Consider the following 19,216-nt stretch of genomic DNA (forward strand, 5'->3'; position numbering starts at 1 on the left):
CGTGCGCAAAGTGACAGGTGAGAGTCGGGCAGCGACATTGACAGACGCGTGGGACTTCAAGGTCGAGCTGCGGGCCGACCCGGCGACGGCGGAGGCTCGGGCCGCGGTGTTGGCCAAGCCTGGTTTCGGGCAGTCGTTCACCGATCACATGGTGGTCGCGTCCTGGACCAGTGAGCTTGGGTGGCATGGCTCGAAGGTGACGGGGTATGCGCCGATCTCGGTCAGTCCGGCGGCTGCGGTGCTGCACTATGCGCAGGAGATCTTCGAGGGGCTGAAGGCGTACCGGCATGAGGATGGCTCGGTGTGGGCGTTTCGGCCGGAGGTCAACGCGGCTCGGTTCAAGCGGAGTGCGCAGCGGCTGGCGCTGCCGGTAGTACCGGAGGAGGCGTTCCTTGGGGCGCTGCGGGCGCTGGTGACTGTGGATGAGGCGTGGGTGCCGCCGGCGGGCACTGGTGAGACCAGCCTGTACTTGCGGCCGTACATGATCGCCACCGAGGCCGCGTTGAGCGTGCGGCCCGCGCGGGAGGTCATGTTCGGAGTCATCGCCTCACCTGCCGGCGCGTACTTCGACACTGGGCCCAAGCCGGTCTCTATCTGGCTGTCGAGCACCTCTATCCGGGCTACCCCGGGTGGGACGGGCGCGGCCAAGTGCGGGGGCAACTATGCGGCCAGCCTGGCAGCACTGGCTGAGGCAGTGGCCAACGGCTGCGACCAGGTTGCGTATCTCGACGCAGTGGAGCGCCGCTGGATCGAGGAGAGCGGCAGCATGAACCTCTTCTTCGTGTACTCCGATGGGCGCATCGCCACGCCGGAGCTGTCGGGGTCGATCCTCGAGGGCGTCACCCGGGCCTCCGTGCTGCAGATGGCGGCAGACCTGGGTCACAAGGTGGAGGAGCGTCGCATCTCCGCCGACGACTGGCGGGACGGCGTACGCAGTGGCGAGATCACTGAGGTCTTCGCCTCCGGTACTGCCGCTGTCATCACCCCCATCGGCCGGCTGGCCTGGGAAGGCGGCGAGGTGACGATCGGCGACCACTCCGTCGACCACGGCGTGGGCCCGGTCACCGCCACCCTCCGCAAGTCCCTCCTGGACCTCCAGCACGGCAGCTCCCCCGACCCCCACAACTGGCTGACCCGCCTGGCCTGACCCCGGCTGGGCCCAGGCCTGCGGCGGCCTAGCGTTGTGGGAGGGGTTCGTGTCGGCCTGTGCCTGTCTCGTCGGATTCGTCGTCGGTGACGATGGCGTGGGCGCCGGGTGGGATGCCGGGGAGGCGGGCGACGTCGGCTGCGATCGCAAGCAGGGTCTGCTCGTCGGCGCCGGTCAGGAAGAACAGGTAGTCGCCGCCGATCTCCTCGCCGTCGCTGTACAGCTCGAACTCCCCGGATTCCTCCCGCTTCGCGAGGTAGTCCTCGACGACGGCGATCCAGCCGAACTCGACCTCCAATCCGGGCTCGGGAGCTACCTCGGCCCCGGGATCGTCGAGCAACCGGACGCGGGTCTCGACCAGTGGGAGGTGTATCTCGACGACGACTTGGGCCATGGCGGTGGGCTCCTGGACGGATCGGGAACGAATACTTCTGACGATGATGATGCTGTATGTCCGCGGCGGCCGTTAGGTTGGGCGGTATGGCGGAGTCCAAGGCGGCGAAAGCGAAGACCCCGGCGGTCGAGTTGGAGGTCGGCGAGCGGACGGTGCGGATCTCGAATCCGGACCGCGTCTACTTCCCGGCCCGCGGGGAGACCAAGCTCGACCTGGTCAAGTACTACCTGTCGGTCGGCGACGGGATCGTGCGCGCGCTGCGGGAGCGCCCGTGCATGATGCACCGGTTCCCGTCGGGGGTGGCCGGTGAGAAGGTGCACCAGAAGCGGCTGCCGCACGGTGCCCCGCCGTGGATGGAGACCGTCCAGGTCAAGTTCCCACGGTACAACCGGACCGCCGACGAGCTCTGCGTCACCGAGCTCGCCCATGTCGCCTGGGCGGTGCAGATGTCGACGGTCGAGTTCCACCCGTGGAACTCCCGTCGCGCCGACACCGAGAAGCCCGACGAGTGGCGGATCGACCTCGACCCGATGCCCGACTGCCCGTTCGACCGGGTCCGCCGGGTGGCGCACGTCGCCCGCGAAGTACTCGATGATCTGGGCGCGACCGGTTATCCCAAGACGTCCGGCGGCTCCGGCATCCACATCTACGTCCGGATCAAGCCCGAGCACGGCTTCTCGGATGTGCGCCGGGCCGCGCTCGCCTTCGCCCGCGAGGTGGAGCGCCGCGCCCCCGACGATGTGACGACGACCTGGTGGCGCAAGGACCGCGATCCGAAGAAGCTCTTCGTCGACTACAACCAGAACGCCCGCGACCACACGATCGCCAGCGCGTACTCGGTCCGCGGCAACCCCGAAGGCACCGTCTCCACCCCGATCCACTGGGACGAGATCGACGACGTCGACCCCAAGGCCTTCACCATCGCCACCGTCCCCGCCCGCTTCGCCGAGCTCGGCGACCTGCACGCCACCATCGACGACTCCGCCTACTCCCTCGACACCCTCCTCGAATGGGCCGCTCGCGACGAGGCTGAAGGCGCCGAAGAGCCGCCACCGCCAGACGAGTAGAACCACCCCGTACGGAGCGTGGGCCGAGCGATCGCAAGGTCGGTCGGAGCGATTGCGGGGTCAGTCGGATCGGACTTCGAGCCGTGCTTCGGTGGCGAAGCCGGCCAGGAGCGGGCGGAGCTCATCCGCCGTCAGCGGTTGATCACCGAAGACCTCCAGGTCGGGGCGGAAGCGGACCACCGTACCGGTGTGCCGGCCTGCTTCAACCTCGGTCAGGGCAGTTTCGGGGAGGCCGTGGTCGTAGCGGCGGGTCCAGGCGCCGTCCATGCGGCGATTCTCGTGGATGAGCCAGCTGCTCAAAGCTGCCACGACCGAGATGCCGGTGCGGGGCAGGCCGTCGGGGAGCGACTCGGCCGCGGGGTTGTCGAAGAAGCGGACGTCGCGGGTTGCCATGATCGGCTTGACCATCGGTTTGCCGTGCTGATCGAAGAACACGTTGGTGCCACGGCCGTTGTCCTCGACCGAGATCGAGCCGTCGGAGTGCAGGGTGACGAGCACGCGGTCGGTCGTACCGGCTTCTGCTTCGTCGACCGGGTAGGCGACGACTTCGAGGACGAGATGAGCGAGGCCTCCGCGGGAGTACCGCGCAGAGCCCGCGCGGATTGCCGCGATGTGCTCGGCATCCGGCACATGCGTCCACTCATGGGTGGTGACGGGCGGAAGCTCGGTCATGCGCGGCCCGCGAGGCCGTGGTGGAGGAGGTTGGTGAGGAGGGTGATGGCTTCGTCGTCGGGGATGGTGTGGCCGGTGGGTGGGTTGACGACCAGCCAGGTGTAGGCGAAGCCCTCCAGGAGGCTGTTGATCGCGGAGATCTGGAGCAGCGGGTCGGGTTGTGGACCGGGCAGGTGGGACAGGTGCCGGATCATGTGCGCGTCGTCGTCCGACATGATCCGCTGCAGCCGCCGGCCGAGCTCCGGGTCGGCCATCGACGCGTGTTTGATGGCGATCATCTCCGGCAGATGCGCCTTGTAGAAGGTCCAGAACGAGGTCACGTGCCAGCGGATCGATGAAATCTTGCTGAAGTCCTCGTCGTGCGTCCGGTCGCTCAGTACGGCGTCGTCGACCGCCGCGAGCATGTCGACCAGCAGCGCCTCGAGCAACTCCTCCTTGCCGGCGAAGTGGTTGTAGAAGGAGCCCGTCGCCCGCCCGGCCGCCGCGGTGATGTCGGTGATCTTGGTGTTCAGGTAGCCGCGCTCGGCGAACACCTCCCGGGCCGCCTGCTTCAGCGCCGCCTCGGTCCCGGCCGCTTGTTCCTTGCGTGTGCTCGTCACCCGCGACACCTCCTCCTTGACAACGCACCCTAGTCAGGTTCATGCTGAATCAATATTCAGTGAATCATAATTCAGTGAAACGAGGAACCATCATGACCGTTCTGATCGCCGGCGCCGGACCGACCGGCCTCACCCTCGCCATCGAGCTCGCCCGCCGCGAGATCCCCGTCCGGGTGATCGACAAGGCCGACGAGTACTTCCAGGGCTCCCGCGGCGACGGGCTTCAGCCGCGGACACTCGAGGTCTTCGAGGATCTGGGCGTACTCGACCAGGTACTGGCGCAGGGAATCCCCGCACCCCTGCTGAAGATCTTCATCGGCGGCAAGCCGGCCGGTGAGCGACGGATGGGCGAGCTGGTCGACCCCACGCCCGACCGGCCCTACCCGAACGGCTACATGCTCGGCCAGTCCCGCACCGAGGCGATCCTCCGCGAGCGGCTGCAAGACTTCGGCGTAAGCGTTGAACTAAGCACGGCGCTGGTCGGCTTCACCCAGTACGACGACCGCGTGGTGGCCGAACTCTCCACCAGCGAGACGGTTGAGGCCGAATATCTGATCGGCGCCGACGGCGGCAAGAGCATCGTCCGCAAGCAACTGGGGATCGCCTTCCAGGGCACCACCGACGACTCGATCCGGATGCTGCTCGGCGACGTCTCCGCCGACGGGCTGGACCACGAGTACGGGTACTGGTTCGCCGGCCCCGACAACCCGATGGAAGGCATCGTGATGACGCCGCTGTCGGGTGGCGACCAGTTCCAGTTCGGCGCCCCACTCGTGTCCAACGACGCCGACACGACGCTGGATGGCCTGCAGGGTCTGGTCGACAAGTACGCCGGCGAGGGCACGGCCAAGCTGCGCGACCTCACCTGGTCCACGGTCTGGCGCCCGAACATCCGGCTCGCCGAGCGCTTCCGCGTCGGTCGCGTGTTCATCGCAGGAGACGCGGCGCACGTGCACCCGCCGACGGGCGGTCAGGGGCTCAACACCGGAGTACAGGACGCGTACAACCTCGGCTGGAAGCTCGCTGACGGGCGTGAAGAGGTCCTGGCGACGTACGAGACCGAGCGGCGCACCAACGCCATGCGGGTGCTGGGGATCAGCGAGGACCTGATGCAGAAACACATCGACGGCGACGAGACCGCCCTGGACCGCGGCGAGGACGTCCGCCAACTCGACATCAGCTACCGCTCCCCCGACGCCACCGCCCCGCTAACCACCGGCGATCGCGCCCCCGACTCCCCGCTAACCGATGCCAACGGCAACAAGACCCGCCTGTTCGAACTCTTCCGCGGCCCCCACGAAACCCTGCTCCGCTTCAACCCCACCACCCCGACCACCCACCCCCACGCCGTCACCATCACCAGCACCCCAGCCCCCGGCACCTACGCCTCCCCCGAGGCCTTCGCCTTCTACCACGCGGAGGACGGCACCGAGATCCTGATCCGCCCGGACGGCTACCTCGGCTGACAAGGGGCCGATTGCAACAAGCTGCAGTCACGGGCTTACCAGCGCAGGTTCCGTGGTATGCATGGACGTTTGCTTCAGGGGCGGGACAGACGGAGGCAGTGATGGGTTGGCGTGGGTGGCTGACGGCGGCCGGGGTGTTGGTCATCGTGGCCGGCGGCGCCGCGGATGGAGCGGCCGCGAGCAGGCCTGCCGAGGTACAGGTCGATCCGGCGGCGCAGGCTGCTGCTGTGGACGCGATCCTGCAGCGGCGGGCGACCGCGGTGCTGCAGCACGACGAGGACCAGTTCCTGGCCGACGTCGATCCGTACAACGAGGAGCTGCGAGCGTCGCAGAAGGTGTTGTTCGAGAACCTGGTGCAGTTCGGGTTCGGGAAGTTGACCTATCGGCAGGGCGATCCACAGTTCGATCAGACGCTGCTCGACAAGTACGGCCCGACGGCGTACCTGGTGAGCGCGGCGATGGAGTACCAGATCGAGGGGATCGACGAGCAGCCGATGCGGACACCGCTCGGGTACACGTTCGTGAAGCGTGACAAGCAGTACGTGCTGGTGGATGACACCGCTCTGGACACCGCCCGGCCGGGCAGTCCGAACCGGGAGGCCTGGGACGCCGGTCCGGTGCTGGTCCAGCGCGGGCCGCGGACGATGGCGGTTGTCGAGCAAAGCCAGGTGGAGCTCGCCAAGTCGATCCTGGCCGACGCGCAAGTCGCCGTGAAGGCTGTGAATCGGTGGTGGTTGCCCAGCTGGCAGGGCGGCGCTCTGGTGATCGCACTCGACGACACCTCGGTGCGATCGGCCGACTTCAACGGGCCGCTGTGGAAGGACAACTCGGCGGTGGCCACGCCCGTCCAACGAGCCGACACTGCGTTCGGCAGTGCGTATGTCGTCGTGAATCCACGCGATCGCGACCAGTTGGATGCCCGCCTGCTGGCGCACGAGTTCACCCATGTCGCCACCGCGGCCGACGGTCCTTCGGCCCCGCTGTGGCTGGTCGAGGGCATGGCCGAGTATGTCGAGCACCTACCGATGGGGAGTGAGCGCGCCGTCGATCTCGCCAAGTATCGAGATCACGTCCGCTCGAAGTACCTGAACAAGGCGAAGGCGCTGCCGACCGACAAGCAGTTCTTCGGTCCGACGCAAGACAGCTCGTACGCGATCGGCTGGCTCGCCGTCGACTATCTGGTCCGCAAGTACGGCCTGAACCAGGTCGTCGGGCTCCACCAGGAAATGGCCTGGCAGGTGAATTCGCAGGGCAGGCGCGACACGGTCATGACCGCCCAGCTGGGCCGCACGGAGGCCCAGATCTTCGCCGACCTCAAGCGCGGCTAGCGGTTCGTGATACAGATAAGCGCTTGCTTTTAGCGTGGCCGGGGGGCCTGGGGAGGGGAAATCATGGGTCGGCGTGCGTGGCTGGCTGCCGCCGGGGCGGTGATCGCCTTGAGCGGCGGGGCTGCGGGTGGGGTGGCTTTGCACTCTCGGGGGCACGGGACGGCTGAGCCGGTCGCGGTGGTGAGTGTGCCGCGGCCTACCGCAGTACAGGTTGATGTGACTGCTCAGAGTGCCGCTGTGGATGCGATTCTGAAGCGGCGGGCGGCCGCGGTGCTCAGCAAGAACGAAGCGCAGTTCCTGGCTGATGTCGATCCGCGGAACAAGAAGTTGCTGGCGACGCAGAAGGTGTTGTTCGCGAATCTGGTGCAGTTCGGGTTCGTGAAGCTGAGTTATCTGCAGGATCGGCCGCAGTTCGAGCAGAAGCTGATCGACAGGTACGGTCCGACGACCTACCTGGTCAGCGTGGTGATGTCGTACCAGATCGGCGGCATCGACGATCAACCGGTGAAGGCGCCGCTGGGGTACATGTTCGTCCAGCGCGGCGGGCGGTACCTGCTGATCAACGACACCTACTTGGACAAATCCCTGCCGTTCGGGGCGCACAAGGAGGCCTGGGACGTCGGTCCGGTGCTGGTACGCCGATCAGCCCGCGCCCTCGTGGTTGTCGAACGAGGCAAAGCACAGCTGGCCGAATCGATCCTGACCGACGCCGAATCCGCCGTGCGCGCCGTGAACAAGCTGTGGTCGGCCAACTGGCGCGGCGGCGGGCTGGTGATCGCGCTGGACGACCGCAAGGTCCGGGTCGCCGACTACACCAAGCCGAAGGATGCCGAGGACTTCCTGGCGACCGCGACGTACGTGTACCGGACGCTGCCGGGCGAGGTGCAGAGCGAAGGCACGTTCGGTGGCGCCTATGTGGTGGTGAATCCGCGCTACCGCGACGAGCTGGACGCGCGGGTGCTGGCGCACGAGTTCACGCACGTCGCGACCGCGCAGTACGGGGTTGACGCGCCTGTCTGGCTGGTCGAGGGCACGGCCGAGTACATCGAGCAGTTGCCGATGCAGGGTGAGCGTGACCTCGACCTGGACCGCTTCCGCACGATGGTCCGCTCGAAGTACTTCAGCAAACTCAAGGCGCTGCCGACGGACGACGAGTTCTACACGACTGTGAAGAGCTCCTACCCGATCGGCTGGTACGTCGTCGATTACATCGCGGAGAAGTACGGGACGACCAAGCTCGCCAAGGTCTACAAGGAGCTGGCCCGACAGGGGTTCAGCCAGAACCAGCGCGACCTGATCTTCACCGCCCAGCTCGGCCGCACCGAGGCCCAGATCTTCAGAGATCTGAAGAGTCGTTAGCAGTCGAACTCGAACACCAGCAGGGCTTTGCCGGTCGGCGAGGTCCATCGGTACGCGACCAGGCACTCGTCCGAGCCGGCCGGCGGATAGCCGTCGTCGCGGATGTAGTTGGCCAGTACGAACGGCCGCCACACCCGGCTCCGGCCGTCGAACCGGTGGGCGCCGACGCCCCGGTCCTCGAACCGGCCGATCAGGACCGGCTGTACGTCGGGATCGCGGAGCAACCCCTCGACGACGGAGCGGTCGAGCCACTCCCCGTCTTCCTCGGTGAACGGCTGTCCGCGCAGGACGATCTCGTCTCCGTGCACCTTGTTCGAACGGATCGAGAACTCCGGCGCGGGGATGAGCAAGTTGGCGAGTTCTTGCAACATCCGATCGACAGTAGCCGAGATCTCTTCAGTTGTGGATGGTTCAGCCGGTCCTGGCGATCTGGTCTTCGACGGTGAACTCGAGACCGTTAGCCGAGGCCAGGTACACGTCTTGATCGACAAGGTTTCCATCAAGCCGCAGCAGCCCGCGCGGGCTGTCGTAGAAGTGGCCGGTCGGCAGCGCGGACACCGCGTCGATGCTGATCGAACCAGCCATCTCGCCCAGGCGGGCAAGGAAGCGGACGGCCTCGTAGCAGGATTCGCCTACTGCGTTGAGGGCGGGCGCCCAGGTACCGAATCGGGCGTAGTAGTCGCGGGCGAACTCGCCGCTCTCGGTGGTGGCGAGGCCGTCGAAGTACGCGGCGGCGGCATACAAGCCCTTGTTTGCCGTGGGTCCGGCGGCGAGCAGGGTGTTCTCCTCGATGGCCGGGCTGAGCCGGAGCAAGCGTTCGCTCAAGCCGGCCTTGGCGAACTGACGGTTGAAGTGGACCGCGTCCTGACCCATCAGCAGCATGATCACGCCTTCGACATCGGCTTGTTCCAGGCCTCTGATCACGCTGCTGAAGTCGGAGGTTCCGAGTGGAACGAAGTCTGACTGCACGATCGAGGAAGCTGAACCCTGTAAAGCTTTCGTGGCCGTCGAAGCCGTCACCCGAGGGTAGATGTAGTCGTTTCCGACCACTGCCCAGCGCCGTACGCCGTGCTGCGCACCGATCCAATGTGTTGCCGGAAGCAACTGATTCACCGGCCGCTCGCCGAGCATGAACACGCCAGGCGTGTCGTCGCCGCCTTCATGCATCGCCGCGAACGCGTAGACGACCTTGCCGCCGATCCGCCGGGTGAGGGCGACCCGTACGGCCGAGATGTGCCAGCCCGCGACCGCGTCGACGCGGCCACTGTCCACCAGCCGGCCGACCTCCTCGGCCACCACTGCCGGTTGCCGGCCGGCGTCGACCTGGACCAGCTCGACCTGGCGGCCGGCGATCCCGCGACCGGCGTTGAGTTGCTCGACCGCGAGCTGGCCGCAGGCCAGGCAGGACGGGCCGTAGATGCCGGTCGGTCCTTGCATGGGCACGACGAAGGCGATCGACAGCAGCTCGCGCACGCCGGACCTCCTTCAGCCTTTCGGACAGTGTGGCTCAGTCCTGCTCGGTACTCCGAGCTCTGAGCTATATTCACCAGAACGTGAGACACGGGGAGGGACGATGACCGCCAGTCTGCTCCTGCTGCTCAAGCAGGCCGAACGCCGGATCGAGCACCAGCTGCGGCCGATCCTGGCCGACTTCGACCTGTCCCTGGAGCAGTGGCGGGTGATGTCGGCACTGGCCGACGAGCCGGGTCAGCCGATGTCCACCCTCGCGGCCCAGGCGGTACTTCCGAACGCCAGCCTCACCCGTCACGTCGACAAGCTGGTCGAGCGCGGCCTCGTCGTACGCCGAATCCACCCCGATGACCGTCGCCGCGTCGTCACCGCACTCTCCCCGGTCGGTACTACGGTCGCCGAGCGGCTGCGGGCCGAGGAACGCCGGGTCGAATCCGCCATCGCGACCGAACTCGGCGACGACCGGCTGCAGCACCTCGCGGTCGGCCTCCGCCAGCTCCAACGCTCCCTCTAACCCCAACCACTCACCCCCCACGCCACCCCCTCCCGCCTCCCGCACCGCGTCGACTTTGAGCACGCCCCAGTCACCAATCCCACGCACCGGCGACTGCCCCATGCCCAAAGTGCCGCCCGCCCTACCCAAGGTGCTTGGCCGCCCTACCCAAGGTGCTTGGCCGCCCTACCCAAGGTGCTGGGCCGCCGTGCCCGTGGCCACCCTGCCCAGAGTGCTGGCGCCGCTCCCCCACGACACCCGCCGACCCCACCACCGCAAGCCCGCGACTTTGAGCACCGGGCAGTCACCGGCACGACGATTTGATGACTGGTGGGTGCTCAAAGTGGGCGCTGGAGCGGATTATCGGGTCGGTGGGGTCGGGGGCGGGACGCGAAATGGATGGTGGCGGGAGTACGAAGCTTGATGTTTCCAGATGGAAATACACGACCTTAGCGGTTTGGAAACACCGGCGTAACGCGCCGTTCCTAGGTTCCTTCCATTCGGGTGCATCAGTCCGGCAGCGTCGCCGGCCGCCCTGCACCGTCCCCGCCCGAAGGTGCCGCAGGAGTTCGCCATGACCGTTGAACCCTCCATCGACCACCGCACCACTCCCCCGTCGGAGCCGACCGCCGCCACCCGCGAGACGCTTGAGGACTACACGCTGCGGTTCGCGCCGCGGTCGTACCGCAAGTGGTCGACCGGCGTCGTCGCCGTCTCGGCGCTCGGCGGCATCGCCTACCTGGCCGACTTCGCGATCGGCGCGAACATCGGCATCTCGTACGGCACCACGAACGCCCTCTGGGGCATCGGGATCTTCGCCGTCGTCATCTTCGCGACCGGTCTGCCACTCGCGTACTACGCCGCGCGCTACAACATCGACCTCGACCTGATCACCCGCGGCAGCGGCTTCGGGTACTACGGGTCGGTGGTGACGAACGTGATCTTCGCGTCGTTCACGTTCATCTTCTTCGCCCTCGAGGGCTCGATCATGGCCCAAGGCTTGAAATTAGGCCTGCACATACCGCTGGCGCTCGGGTATGCCGTCTCAACGCTGGTGATCTTCCCGCTGGTGATCTACGGCATGAAAGTGCTGTCCACGCTGCAGGTGTGGACGACGCCGCTGTGGTTGCTGCTGATGGTGCTGCCCTTCGTCTACCTGGTCGTCTCGCACCCCGAGTCGGTGGGATCGTTCTTCGACTACCAGGGCGAGAACGGCAAGGGCGCGACGGATGCCGGCTCGATGCTGCTCGCGGCCGGCGTCTGCCTCTCGCTGATCGCACAGATCGCCGAGCAGATCGACTACCTGCGATTCATGCCGCCGAAGACGCCCGAGAACTCGCGGCGCTGGTGGACGCACATGCTGCTCGCCGGTCCCGGCTGGGTGATCTTCGGAGCGATCAAGCAGGTGATCGGGCTGTTCCTGGCCGTCTACATCATCGCCTCCGTGACTGACGGGGCTACGGTCGCGAACGAGCCAGTGCACCAGTTCCTCGAGATCTACCGTGGCTTCCTGCCGGGGTGGCTCGCGATGACACTGGCCGTAGTACTGGTGGTGATCAGTCAGGTGAAGATCAACGTGACGAACGCGTACTCCGGTTCGCTCGCGTGGACCAACTCGTACACCCGGCTGACCAAGCACTACCCCGGGCGGCTCGTCTTCCTCGGCTTCAACCTGGTGATCGCGCTGGTGCTGATGGAAGCCAACATGTTCGACTTCCTCAACACCATTCTCGGCTTCTACGCGAACTGCGGGATGGCGTGGATCGTGGTGGTCGCCTCGGACATCGTCTTCAACAAGTACTTGCTGAAGCTCTCGCCGAAGGTGCCCGAGTTCCGTCGCGGCATGCTCTATGCGATCAACCCGGTCGGCTTCGTGTCGATGGCGGTCGCGGCGGGCGTCTCGATCCTGGTGTTCTTCGGCGGCCTCGGCGACGGGATCAAGCCGTACTCGCCGCTGGTAGCCATTGTGCTTGCACTGGTTTTGCCGCCCGTGCTGGCTATCGTCACTCGTGGGAAGTACTACCTCCGGCGCACGAGTGATGGGATTGAGCTGCCGATGTTCGACGACCACGGGAACCCGTCAGGCGCGGTACTGACCTGCCATGTCTGCCGGCAGGACTACGAGCGCCCCGACATGACTGCTTGCGAAACCCACAACGCCTATGTCTGCTCGCTGTGCCTGTCCACGGACAAGGTCGCCGACCACGTACTGGCGGCGCAGGCGTGAACTTCACCCCGTCCGAGATCGAAAAACTGCTGCTCTCCGTGGCCGGGATGGTCGCCCGCGACCGCCTGGCCCGCGGAGTCCTGCTCAACCACCCCGAATCGGTAGCCCTCCTCAGCACCTGGGTGATCGAACGAGCCAGAGAAGGCGCCCTCGTCGCCGACCTGATGGAACAAGGCCGCACAGTCCTCACCCGAGACCAGGTCATGGACGGCGTCGCCGAACTCCTCACGGACGTCCAGGTCGAAGCAACCTTCCCCGACGGCCGAAAACTGGTCACTATCCACAGCCCCATAATCTGATCGGGGATCCGATGAGCAACAAGATTAGACTTAGCAATGAAGGACAGGGGGCGGGCAACTGGGGCCCCGGCGCAGTACGAGTCGCCCCCGGGACGATCGAACTGAACGTCGGCCGCGAGAAGTTGACGCTGGTGATCGTCAACACCGGCGACCGCCCCGTCCAGATCGGCTCCCATCTGCACCTCCCCGACGCCAACACCGCCTTGGCTTTCGACCGCGAAGCAGCCCAAGGCTTCCGCCTCGACATCCCCTCCGGTACGTCCCAACGCTTCGAGCCCGGCGCCTCCCGCGAGGTCGTCGCCGTCGCGTTGGCCGGCAACCGTCTCGTACCTGGCATCCAGCTCAAGCCGACACGATCGGCCGACGCTCAGCCGACCTCGACCGCGAGCCCGGACGGCGCAACCCCACGGACGGCGGACCATGGTTGAGATTTCGCGGGCTGCGTATGCCGCGCTCTACGGGCCGACGGTTGGGGATCAGGTTCGGTTGGGGGATACGGATCTGTGGATCGAGGTGGAAGAGGATCGGACCGTCGGGGGCGAGGAGGCGATCTTCGGGGGTGGGAAATCCATCCGCGAGTCTATGGCTCAGGGGACGACGACTCGGGGCGAGGGAGCGCCGGACACCGTCATCACCAACGTGCTGGTGCTCGACTGGTGGGGTGTGGTCCGGGCTGATGTTGGGATCCGGGACGGTCTGATCGTCGCGCTCGGCAAGGCGGGCAACCCCGACATCGCCGACGGCGTCCACCCGGACCTGCGGATCGGTCCGTCCACCGACGTCATCGCCGGCGAGGGCCGCATCCTCACCGCGGGCGCGATCGACTCCCACGTACACCTGCTGTCCCCCTCGCAACTGCACGAAGCCTCAGCCACCGGCATCACCACGATCGTGGGTGGTGGGACGGGACCGAGCGAGGGCTCGAAGGCGACGACGGTGACGCCTGGAGCTTGGCATCTGGCGAAGATGCATCGGGCTCTGGATGCGCTGCCCCTCAACATTCTGCTGCTGGGCAAGGGAAATACGGTCAGCGCCGAAGGGCTGGCCGAGCAAGCGCTCGCGGGCGCTGCCGGATACAAGGTGCACGAGGACTGGGGCTCGACGCCGGCAGCGATCGATGCGGCGTTGAAGGCTGCGGATGCGTGGGGACTGCAGGTCGCGCTGCACGCCGACAGCCTGAACGAGGCCGGCTTCGTCGAGTCGACCCTCAACGCGATCGACGGCCGGTCGATCCACGCGTTCCACGTCGAGGGCGCCGGCGGCGGGCACGCGCCGGACATCCTGTCGATCGCGAGCCATCCGCACGTCATCCCCGGCTCCACCAACCCGACCTTGCCGCACACGGTCAACACGGTCGCCGAGCACCTCGACATGCTGATGGTCTGCCATCACCTCAGCCCCGACGTACCGGAGGATCTGGCGTTCGCCGAGTCGCGGATCCGGGCCACCACGATCGCCGCCGAGGACATCCTCCACGACCTCGGCGCGTTGTCGGTCACCTCGTCGGACGCACAGGCGATGGGCCGGATCGGCGAGGTCATCACCCGTACCTGGCAGGTCGCCCATGTGATGAAGGCCCGCCGTGGAACGCTCGGTACCAGCCTCCCGGCCGACAACGAACGCGCTCGCCGGTACGTCGCGAAGTACACGATCAACCCGGCCGTTGCCCATGGCATCGATCACCTGGTCGGGTCGGTCGAGGTCGGCAAGCTGGCCGACCTTGCCCTCTGGGATCCCGCGTACTTCGGCGTGCGCCCTCGCCTGGTCATCAAAGGAGGAGCAATCGCCTGGGCCGCACTCGGCGACCCGAACGCCTCCATCCCGACGCCCCAGCCGGTCCTCATGCGGCCCGCATTCGGCGACGCGATCGGCGCCGACCTGTCCATCACGTTCGTCTCCCCCGCCGCCCTCGAGAACGGACTCGCCGACGCCCTGCAGCTCAGACGACGCCTAGAAGGCGTCCGCCCCACCCGCGAGGTCGGCAAGGCCCAGATGAAGAACAACGACGCCCTCCCCACCATCGACATCGACCCAGAAACCTTCGCCATCAAGGTGGACGGCGACCTGATCGAGCCCTCGCCCGCCACCGAACTCCCCCTGGCCCAGCTCTACAACCTCTTCTGATGAACGCTTCTACCGGATCACCTGAGTTGGTTGCGTTGATGCTTGCGGACGCGCGGTTGCCTACCGGCGGGCATACGCAGTCGGGTGGGTTGGAGGCTGCTGTGCGGGCGGGGCTCGGAGCAGACGGCGCGCGGCTGGGCGATGTCGCGAGCTATGCGGCGGATCGGTTGCGGACGATCGTTCGCGTCGAGGCTGCGACGGCCGTGGTGGCGCGGCGGCTGGCGCTCGACGGGGAGTTGGTGGAGCAGGCTGAGGCGGCCTGGGCTGCGAGGACACCTAGCCAGGCGTTGCGGGCCGCTTCGCGGCGGCAGGGGCGTGCGTATCTGCGGTTGGCTGCGAGGGTTTGGCCGAGGACTACCGAGTACTTGAAGGCTGATGCGGAGATCGCGCGACCGGTCGTGGTTGGTGTGGTCGCGGCGGTGACGGGGTTGTCGGCGGAGCAGACCGCGCGGTTGATCGGGTACGACGATGCGCAGACCGTCGTGGCTGCTTCGCTCAAGTTGTTGCCGGTGGATCCGGCGGATGCGGCGAGCTGGTTGCTCAGGCTCCATCCCGCCATCGAGGAACTGGTCAGCGCGGTCAGCCGGACGACGACGGCCGCCGAGATTCCGGCGTACGGGGCGCCGCTGGTCGATGTGTTCGCGCAAGCTCATGCTGTCGAGAGAATGAGGTTATTTCATGCCTAGTACCAACCGTTCGTTCCGTCTCGGCGTCGCCGGCCCGGTCGGTACCGGCAAGAGCTCGCTGATCGCGATGGTCTGCCGCGAGCTCGCCGCCGAACTCCAGCTCGGCGTGATCACCAACGACATCTACACCGACGAGGACGCCCGGTTGCTGCGCGCGGCCGGCGTACTCGACCCCGAACGCATTCGCGCCGTCGAAACCGGCGCCTGCCCGCACACGGCGATCCGCGACGACGTCACCCCGAACCTGATCGCAGTCGAGGACCTCGAACGCGACTTCGCCCCGCTCGACGTCGTGCTCGTCGAGTCCGGCGGCGACAATCTCACCGCCACCTTCTCCCCCGCGCTGGTCGACGCACAGATCTTCGTACTGGACGTCGCCGGCGGTGGCGACGTCGCCCGCAAAGGCGGCCCCGGCATCGCCCGCGCCGACCTGCTGATCGTCAACAAGACCGACCTCGCCCCGTACGTCGGAGTCGACGTCCCCCAGATGGTCGCCGACGCGGAGGCCGCCCGAGCCGGCAAACCAGTACTAGCCCTGTCCCGCACCGACCCAGACTCAGTACGCCGCCTGAAGGAATGGGTCCTCGCCATGACCCAACTCGTCCGCACCGGCACCCACACCCCCATCGACCCCGGCCCGATGGCCCCCCACTCCCACACCGACGAAAACGGCCAACTCATCTCCCACACCCATGCCCACTCCCACTGACCACCCCCAACACCTGCCCTCCGTCCCGGCGGAGACGCGCGGAGCACTCGCGCCTGCCCCCGCCAGCGGGAGCCAGGCGGCACCCGCAGCTTCGCCGATCCACGGTGATGCCGGGGCGCTCGCAGCGCCCCCGGGGTTGGCGGCTGCTGGCCTTCGCCCGGTTACGCGGGTCGAGGTGGTTGCCGATCCGGTTCGTGATCGGTGTTTGCTCACCGCCGGGTTGCTGTCGCCGCGTCGGCTGCGGGCGGACGACGGAATGGTCCGCGTCGCGTTGGTGGCTGCGTCGGCGTTGTTGCTTGCTGGGGACCAGGTCGAGATTCAAGTCGTGGTCAAAGGTCCGGTACGAGTGGAGATCGTTGAGACGGCGGGCACCGTCGCCTACGCCATGCGCGGTGGATCCGCGCGCTGGGACGTCACCATCCATCTCACCGACGGCGCCAACCTCGCCTGGCACGGCGAGCCGTTTGTCGTGTCGGAAGGAGCCGACGTCTCCCGATCGATGACGGTCCACCTCGAGTCCGGATGCATGCTCGCCTTCCGCGAGTCACTCGTCTTCGGCCGCCACGGCGAAACCGGCGGCACCCTGCACTCGTCCCAACGCGCACACCTCGACGGCGAACTCCTACTGGCCGAGGACCTCGACCTCTCACCAACGGCCCGAAGCGGCTGGGCGATCCTCGGCGAAGCCCGCTGCCTCGACTCCATCACCACCCTCGGCCACCGCCTCCCGGAAGACCCCGCCACCCTGCAACTGGAAGGCAACGGCTCGATGGCCCGCCGCCTGGTGCAGGACCAACACGAAAGCGATCTTGCGCAAAGCTGGGCAGCTCTGAGCAAGCCTGACAAGATCTCCGAGTGCAGCTGAACCGAGAGACCGCGTTCGACCGAGCCGTCGCACTCGCGACCCGAGGCCACCGGGCGATCCTCGGCATCACCGGAGCGCCCGCCGCCGGCAAGTCGACGTACGCCGAACAGCTCACCGCAGACTTGGTTGCCAACGGCCACAAGGTGGCGCTCGTCCCGATGGACGGCTACCACCTGGCCCAGTCGGCCCTCGAAGACCTCGGACTGGCCGCCGTCAAAGGCGCGCCGCAAACCTTCGACGGCTACGGCTTCGTCGCCCTCCTCCAGCGCCTCAAAGACTCTCCCACCGAGACGATCTGGGCGCCCAGATTCGACCGCTCCATCGAGGACTCCATCGCCGCCACCATTCCGGTACCACCGGAGACGACCCTGGTGGTGACAGAAGGCAACTACCTGCTGTTCGATCAGGAACCCTGGGCAACAGGCCGCCGGCTCCTCGACGAGTGCTGGTACATCGACCTCGACGACGACCTCAGACACGACCGGCTGGAAGCCCGCCACCAGAGATTCGGCCGCTCCCCCCAGGAGGCCCACGACCGTACCTACGGCTCCGACGAGGCCAACGCCAAACTCATCGCCGCCACCAAACCCAACGCCGACGCGATCCTCACGCTCGATCGATGAAGCCCTCCACACCATTCAGGTAGAGCTGCAGGCCGAAGTCGAAGTCGGCCTCCTCAGTCACCTCGCCGAGCCGACCAGCGGGCTCGACCCGACCGGCCGGCTGACCCTCTCGCGACCGTGCTCTGCCGCCGTCGGACCACTCGATGAGCACTCACCGAACAAACCTTTGACCCGACCGTTGGGCGCACGATTGGAACCGCTCGGCTTTTGGTGATTCGGGAATCGCCGCGAAGGTGCGACCCTGACCCCCGATCGGGGATAAATTCGAAGTCCCCCCCACGTGTGGAGGTCCCACTCCCCCCGGGACCCGCACGGACGAATGCCTCGATCATCGATCGAGGCATTCGTTTTGCCCGGCCTTTACTCCGGCGAAAAAGTTCTGGCCCGGATGTCGAAATCAGCGATCTGGATCCGACGTATCAGTAAGAGCAGGAACCACGGATCGAGGAGAGGGTCAGGATGTCCGAGAACAGCGCACTGCAGATGATCGTCACCATGCTGGCCGAGGGGAACCCGGTCTGGTACGTCGCCGGGATGGTCAACATGCGCAGCCACGACGTGTACCTGATCGGCCGCGCCGCCGGCTACCCCGACAAGGCCAAGCTCCGCCGCGCGGTCTGGGCCCGCAAGAACGCCCAGCAACTCGCCGCCTGAGCCCCGCAGCCTTACCAAAAGAGCCAGCCTGTACTACCGAGGAGCCGGTCCGGTGCTGTCGCGGATAACGAGCGAGGTGCGCAACAATTGCGCCGAGTTGACCGGCTGCGCGCCGTCATCGATGGCACGCAAGAGCAATGCGGTCGCCTGCCGGGCCATCTCCCGACTGGGGATCGCGACCGCGGTGAGCGCCGGATGCGTCAGCCCCACCGGCGCCGTGTCGTCGAACCCGATCACCGACACGTCGGCCGGTACCGACCGCCCCGACTCCTTCACCGCTTCGAGCACCCCCAGCGCGAGCAGATCGTGCGACGCGAAGATCGCCGTCAGCTCCGGGTCGGCCGCCAACGCAGCCTGAGCCGCCGCGAACCCACCGGCCGGCGTCGGCTCAGTCGGCACGAACACGTGGTCGTCGCTCAACTTGTCGTGCGCAAATGCACCCCGGAGGCCGGCCAGCCGTAGTTCATGCGTCGGCAGCTCGACCACAGCGGCGACGTGCTCCCCACCACCGCCCGCTACCTCCGCCTCCGCGCGCTCACCGAAGCAGGCACCCGAGGCCCCTGGACCTCAGCCACGGAGCTGACCCCTCTCGGCTGGTAACCCCCGCGCCCGCCCCGCCGCCCTCGGGGAGGGCTGTCTCGTTTTGACACGCTCAGCCAAGCCACCCGCCGATACGATCGGCGAATGATCTTCATCACCGCAAAGTTCAAGGTCCTGCCCGAGGACGCCGACAACTGGCCGTCAATCACCGCCGACTTCACCGCGGCCACCCGCGCCGAACCCGGCAACCTCTGGTTCGACTGGTCCCGAAGCCTCGACGACCCCACCGAGTACGTCCTCGTCGAGGCCTTCGCCGACGACGAAGCGGCCGGCGCCCACGTCAACTCCGACCACTTCAAAGCGGCCCAATCCGACCTCCCACCCCACCTGGCCGAGACTCCCAGAATCGTCAACTTCAAACTCGACCAGTCCAACTGGTCCGAACTGGGCGAACTGGCAGTCGACCGCTGACCCAGCGGATCTCCACCACATCA

22 protein-coding genes and 1 pseudogene are annotated in these 19,216 nt (G+C 67.0%); 16 read left to right on the plus strand and 7 right to left on the minus strand.

Going from position 1 to position 19,216, the window contains the following annotated elements:
• Window position 1 precedes the first annotated feature (1 nt).
• The gene (locus tag ACIA12_RS30975) at window positions 2–1,147 is read left to right on the plus strand and encodes a branched-chain amino acid aminotransferase (RefSeq protein WP_396370721.1); all 1,146 of its coding nucleotides are present in this window, start codon (window positions 2–4) and stop codon (window positions 1,145–1,147) included.
• A 28-nt stretch (window positions 1,148–1,175) separates the two neighbouring features.
• Here ACIA12_RS30975 and ACIA12_RS30980 read toward each other — a convergent pair whose 3' ends face one another.
• Complete coding sequence (locus ACIA12_RS30980; RefSeq protein ID WP_396370722.1) at window positions 1,176–1,541, minus strand: hypothetical protein; 366 nt, start codon at window positions 1,539–1,541, stop codon at window positions 1,176–1,178.
• Between the two features lie 86 nt (window positions 1,542–1,627).
• On the opposite strand from ACIA12_RS30980, the gene ligD reads away from it, so the two are divergent.
• Window positions 1,628–2,608, plus strand: coding sequence for a non-homologous end-joining DNA ligase (gene ligD, locus ACIA12_RS30985; protein WP_396370723.1), 981 nt, complete (start codon window positions 1,628–1,630; stop codon window positions 2,606–2,608).
• 60 nt (window positions 2,609–2,668) lie between these two features.
• On the opposite strand, the gene ACIA12_RS30990 is transcribed toward ligD, so the two are convergent.
• Both ACIA12_RS30990 and ACIA12_RS30995 read right to left on the minus strand, forming a co-directional pair.
• Window positions 2,669–3,280 (minus strand): hypothetical protein, encoded by a 612-nt coding sequence (locus ACIA12_RS30990; RefSeq protein ID WP_396370724.1) that lies wholly within the window; start codon window positions 3,278–3,280, stop codon window positions 2,669–2,671.
• Window positions 3,277–3,879, minus strand: coding sequence for a TetR/AcrR family transcriptional regulator (locus tag ACIA12_RS30995; protein WP_396370725.1), 603 nt, complete (start codon window positions 3,877–3,879; stop codon window positions 3,277–3,279). Before ACIA12_RS30995 ends, ACIA12_RS30990 begins: the two co-directional genes overlap by 4 nt.
• 92 nt (window positions 3,880–3,971) lie before the next feature.
• On the opposite strand from ACIA12_RS30995, the gene ACIA12_RS31000 reads away from it, so the two are divergent.
• The 3 genes from ACIA12_RS31000 to ACIA12_RS31010 all read left to right on the plus strand — a co-directional run bounded on the left by ACIA12_RS31000 (window position 3,972) and on the right by ACIA12_RS31010 (window position 8,032).
• Window positions 3,972–5,345 carry an FAD-dependent monooxygenase gene (locus ACIA12_RS31000; RefSeq protein WP_396370726.1) on the plus strand — a complete coding sequence of 458 codons (1,374 nt, stop codon included), beginning with the start codon at window positions 3,972–3,974 and terminating at the stop codon, window positions 5,343–5,345.
• 101 nt (window positions 5,346–5,446) lie between these two features.
• Window positions 5,447–6,673 carry a hypothetical protein gene (locus tag ACIA12_RS31005; RefSeq protein WP_396370728.1) on the plus strand — a complete coding sequence of 409 codons (1,227 nt, stop codon included), beginning with the start codon at window positions 5,447–5,449 and terminating at the stop codon, window positions 6,671–6,673.
• Between the two features lie 63 nt (window positions 6,674–6,736).
• Window positions 6,737–8,032, plus strand: a complete 1,296-nt coding sequence (locus ACIA12_RS31010; protein ID WP_396370730.1) for a hypothetical protein — start codon at window positions 6,737–6,739, stop codon at window positions 8,030–8,032.
• On the opposite strand, the gene ACIA12_RS31015 is transcribed toward ACIA12_RS31010, so the two are convergent.
• Window positions 8,029–8,403: a hypothetical protein gene (locus ACIA12_RS31015; RefSeq protein WP_396370731.1), complete on the minus strand. Its 375-nt coding sequence runs from the start codon at window positions 8,401–8,403 to the stop codon at window positions 8,029–8,031. The two genes, ACIA12_RS31010 and ACIA12_RS31015, sit on opposite strands and share 4 nt — an antisense overlap.
• Window positions 8,404–8,443: 40 nt before the next feature.
• Window positions 8,444–9,505 carry a substrate-binding domain-containing protein gene (locus tag ACIA12_RS31020; protein WP_396370732.1) on the minus strand — a complete coding sequence of 354 codons (1,062 nt, stop codon included), beginning with the start codon at window positions 9,503–9,505 and terminating at the stop codon, window positions 8,444–8,446.
• 100 nt (window positions 9,506–9,605) lie between these two features.
• Here ACIA12_RS31020 and ACIA12_RS31025 point away from each other — a divergent pair, with 100 nt between their 5' ends.
• From ACIA12_RS31025 to ACIA12_RS31065, 9 genes and pseudogenes are all read left to right on the plus strand, one after another.
• Window positions 9,606–10,016 carry a MarR family winged helix-turn-helix transcriptional regulator gene (locus ACIA12_RS31025; protein WP_396370733.1) on the plus strand — a complete coding sequence of 137 codons (411 nt, stop codon included), beginning with the start codon at window positions 9,606–9,608 and terminating at the stop codon, window positions 10,014–10,016.
• A 553-nt stretch (window positions 10,017–10,569) separates the two neighbouring features.
• Window positions 10,570–12,222: a purine-cytosine permease family protein gene (locus ACIA12_RS31030; RefSeq protein ID WP_396370734.1), complete on the plus strand. Its 1,653-nt coding sequence runs from the start codon at window positions 10,570–10,572 to the stop codon at window positions 12,220–12,222.
• On the plus strand, window positions 12,219–12,521 hold the full coding sequence (locus tag ACIA12_RS31035; RefSeq protein ID WP_396370735.1) for an urease subunit gamma: 303 nt from the start codon (window positions 12,219–12,221) through the stop codon (window positions 12,519–12,521). Before ACIA12_RS31030 ends, ACIA12_RS31035 begins: the two co-directional genes overlap by 4 nt.
• An 11-nt stretch (window positions 12,522–12,532) precedes the next feature.
• Window positions 12,533–12,886, plus strand: a pseudogene (gene ureB, locus ACIA12_RS31040) (urease subunit beta); the annotation flags it as partial.
• Window positions 12,887–12,941: 55 nt separating this feature from the next.
• Window positions 12,942–14,645, plus strand: coding sequence for an urease subunit alpha (locus ACIA12_RS31045; RefSeq protein ID WP_396370736.1), 1,704 nt, complete (start codon window positions 12,942–12,944; stop codon window positions 14,643–14,645).
• Entirely contained in the window at window positions 14,645–15,331 is a 687-nt protein-coding gene (locus ACIA12_RS31050; RefSeq protein ID WP_396370737.1) for an urease accessory protein UreF, read from the plus strand. Before ACIA12_RS31045 ends, ACIA12_RS31050 begins: the two co-directional genes overlap by 1 nt.
• A complete protein-coding gene (gene ureG / locus ACIA12_RS31055) occupies window positions 15,324–16,040 on the plus strand; it encodes an urease accessory protein UreG (RefSeq protein ID WP_396370738.1) in 717 nt (238 codons plus the stop codon). Before ACIA12_RS31050 ends, ureG begins: the two co-directional genes overlap by 8 nt.
• Before the next feature lie 175 nt (window positions 16,041–16,215).
• Complete coding sequence (locus ACIA12_RS31060; protein ID WP_396370739.1) at window positions 16,216–16,905, plus strand: urease accessory protein UreD; 690 nt, start codon at window positions 16,216–16,218, stop codon at window positions 16,903–16,905.
• Window positions 16,896–17,528 carry a nucleoside/nucleotide kinase family protein gene (locus ACIA12_RS31065; RefSeq protein ID WP_396370740.1) on the plus strand — a complete coding sequence of 211 codons (633 nt, stop codon included), beginning with the start codon at window positions 16,896–16,898 and terminating at the stop codon, window positions 17,526–17,528. Before ACIA12_RS31060 ends, ACIA12_RS31065 begins: the two co-directional genes overlap by 10 nt.
• Here the strand turns inward: ACIA12_RS31065 and ACIA12_RS31070 are convergent.
• A complete protein-coding gene (locus ACIA12_RS31070; protein ID WP_396370741.1) occupies window positions 17,512–17,679 on the minus strand; it encodes a hypothetical protein in 168 nt (55 codons plus the stop codon). The genes ACIA12_RS31065 and ACIA12_RS31070 overlap by 17 nt on opposite strands.
• Window positions 17,680–17,987: 308 nt before the next feature.
• On the opposite strand from ACIA12_RS31070, the gene ACIA12_RS31075 reads away from it, so the two are divergent.
• Window positions 17,988–18,182 (plus strand): hypothetical protein, encoded by a 195-nt coding sequence (locus tag ACIA12_RS31075; RefSeq protein ID WP_396370742.1) that lies wholly within the window; start codon window positions 17,988–17,990, stop codon window positions 18,180–18,182.
• 33 nt (window positions 18,183–18,215) lie between these two features.
• Here ACIA12_RS31075 and ACIA12_RS31080 read toward each other — a convergent pair whose 3' ends face one another.
• Window positions 18,216–18,668, minus strand: coding sequence for a substrate-binding domain-containing protein (locus ACIA12_RS31080; RefSeq protein WP_396370743.1), 453 nt, complete (start codon window positions 18,666–18,668; stop codon window positions 18,216–18,218).
• A 198-nt stretch (window positions 18,669–18,866) separates the two neighbouring features.
• Here ACIA12_RS31080 and ACIA12_RS31085 point away from each other — a divergent pair, with 198 nt between their 5' ends.
• Window positions 18,867–19,193, plus strand: a complete 327-nt coding sequence (locus ACIA12_RS31085; protein ID WP_396370744.1) for a putative quinol monooxygenase — start codon at window positions 18,867–18,869, stop codon at window positions 19,191–19,193.
• Window positions 19,194–19,216: the final 23 nt, after the last annotated feature.

Origin of the sequence: Kribbella sp. NPDC051620 (genome assembly GCF_044453825.1) — a bacterium.
Taxonomy (GTDB): Bacteria; Actinomycetota; Actinomycetes; order Propionibacteriales; family Kribbellaceae; genus Kribbella.

Coding starts and splice junctions, on each gene's coding strand:
- ACIA12_RS30980 (WP_396370722.1), bottom strand. CDS start 1,541: ATGGCCCAAGTCGTCGTCGAGATACACCTCCCACTGGTCGAGACCCGC.
- ligD (WP_396370723.1), top strand. CDS start 1,628: ATGGCGGAGTCCAAGGCGGCGAAAGCGAAGACCCCGGCGGTCGAGTTG.
- ACIA12_RS30990 (WP_396370724.1), bottom strand. CDS start 3,280: ATGACCGAGCTTCCGCCCGTCACCACCCATGAGTGGACGCATGTGCCG.
- ACIA12_RS31000 (WP_396370726.1), top strand. CDS start 3,972: ATGACCGTTCTGATCGCCGGCGCCGGACCGACCGGCCTCACCCTCGCC.
- ACIA12_RS31005 (WP_396370728.1), top strand. CDS start 5,447: ATGGGTTGGCGTGGGTGGCTGACGGCGGCCGGGGTGTTGGTCATCGTG.
- ACIA12_RS31010 (WP_396370730.1), top strand. CDS start 6,737: ATGGGTCGGCGTGCGTGGCTGGCTGCCGCCGGGGCGGTGATCGCCTTG.
- ACIA12_RS31015 (WP_396370731.1), bottom strand. CDS start 8,403: ATGTTGCAAGAACTCGCCAACTTGCTCATCCCCGCGCCGGAGTTCTCG.
- ACIA12_RS31025 (WP_396370733.1), top strand. CDS start 9,606: ATGACCGCCAGTCTGCTCCTGCTGCTCAAGCAGGCCGAACGCCGGATC.
- ACIA12_RS31030 (WP_396370734.1), top strand. CDS start 10,570: ATGACCGTTGAACCCTCCATCGACCACCGCACCACTCCCCCGTCGGAG.
- ACIA12_RS31045 (WP_396370736.1), top strand. CDS start 12,942: ATGGTTGAGATTTCGCGGGCTGCGTATGCCGCGCTCTACGGGCCGACG.
- ACIA12_RS31050 (WP_396370737.1), top strand. CDS start 14,645: ATGAACGCTTCTACCGGATCACCTGAGTTGGTTGCGTTGATGCTTGCG.
- ureG (WP_396370738.1), top strand. CDS start 15,324: ATGCCTAGTACCAACCGTTCGTTCCGTCTCGGCGTCGCCGGCCCGGTC.
- ACIA12_RS31075 (WP_396370742.1), top strand. CDS start 17,988: ATGTCCGAGAACAGCGCACTGCAGATGATCGTCACCATGCTGGCCGAG.
- ACIA12_RS31085 (WP_396370744.1), top strand. CDS start 18,867: ATGATCTTCATCACCGCAAAGTTCAAGGTCCTGCCCGAGGACGCCGAC.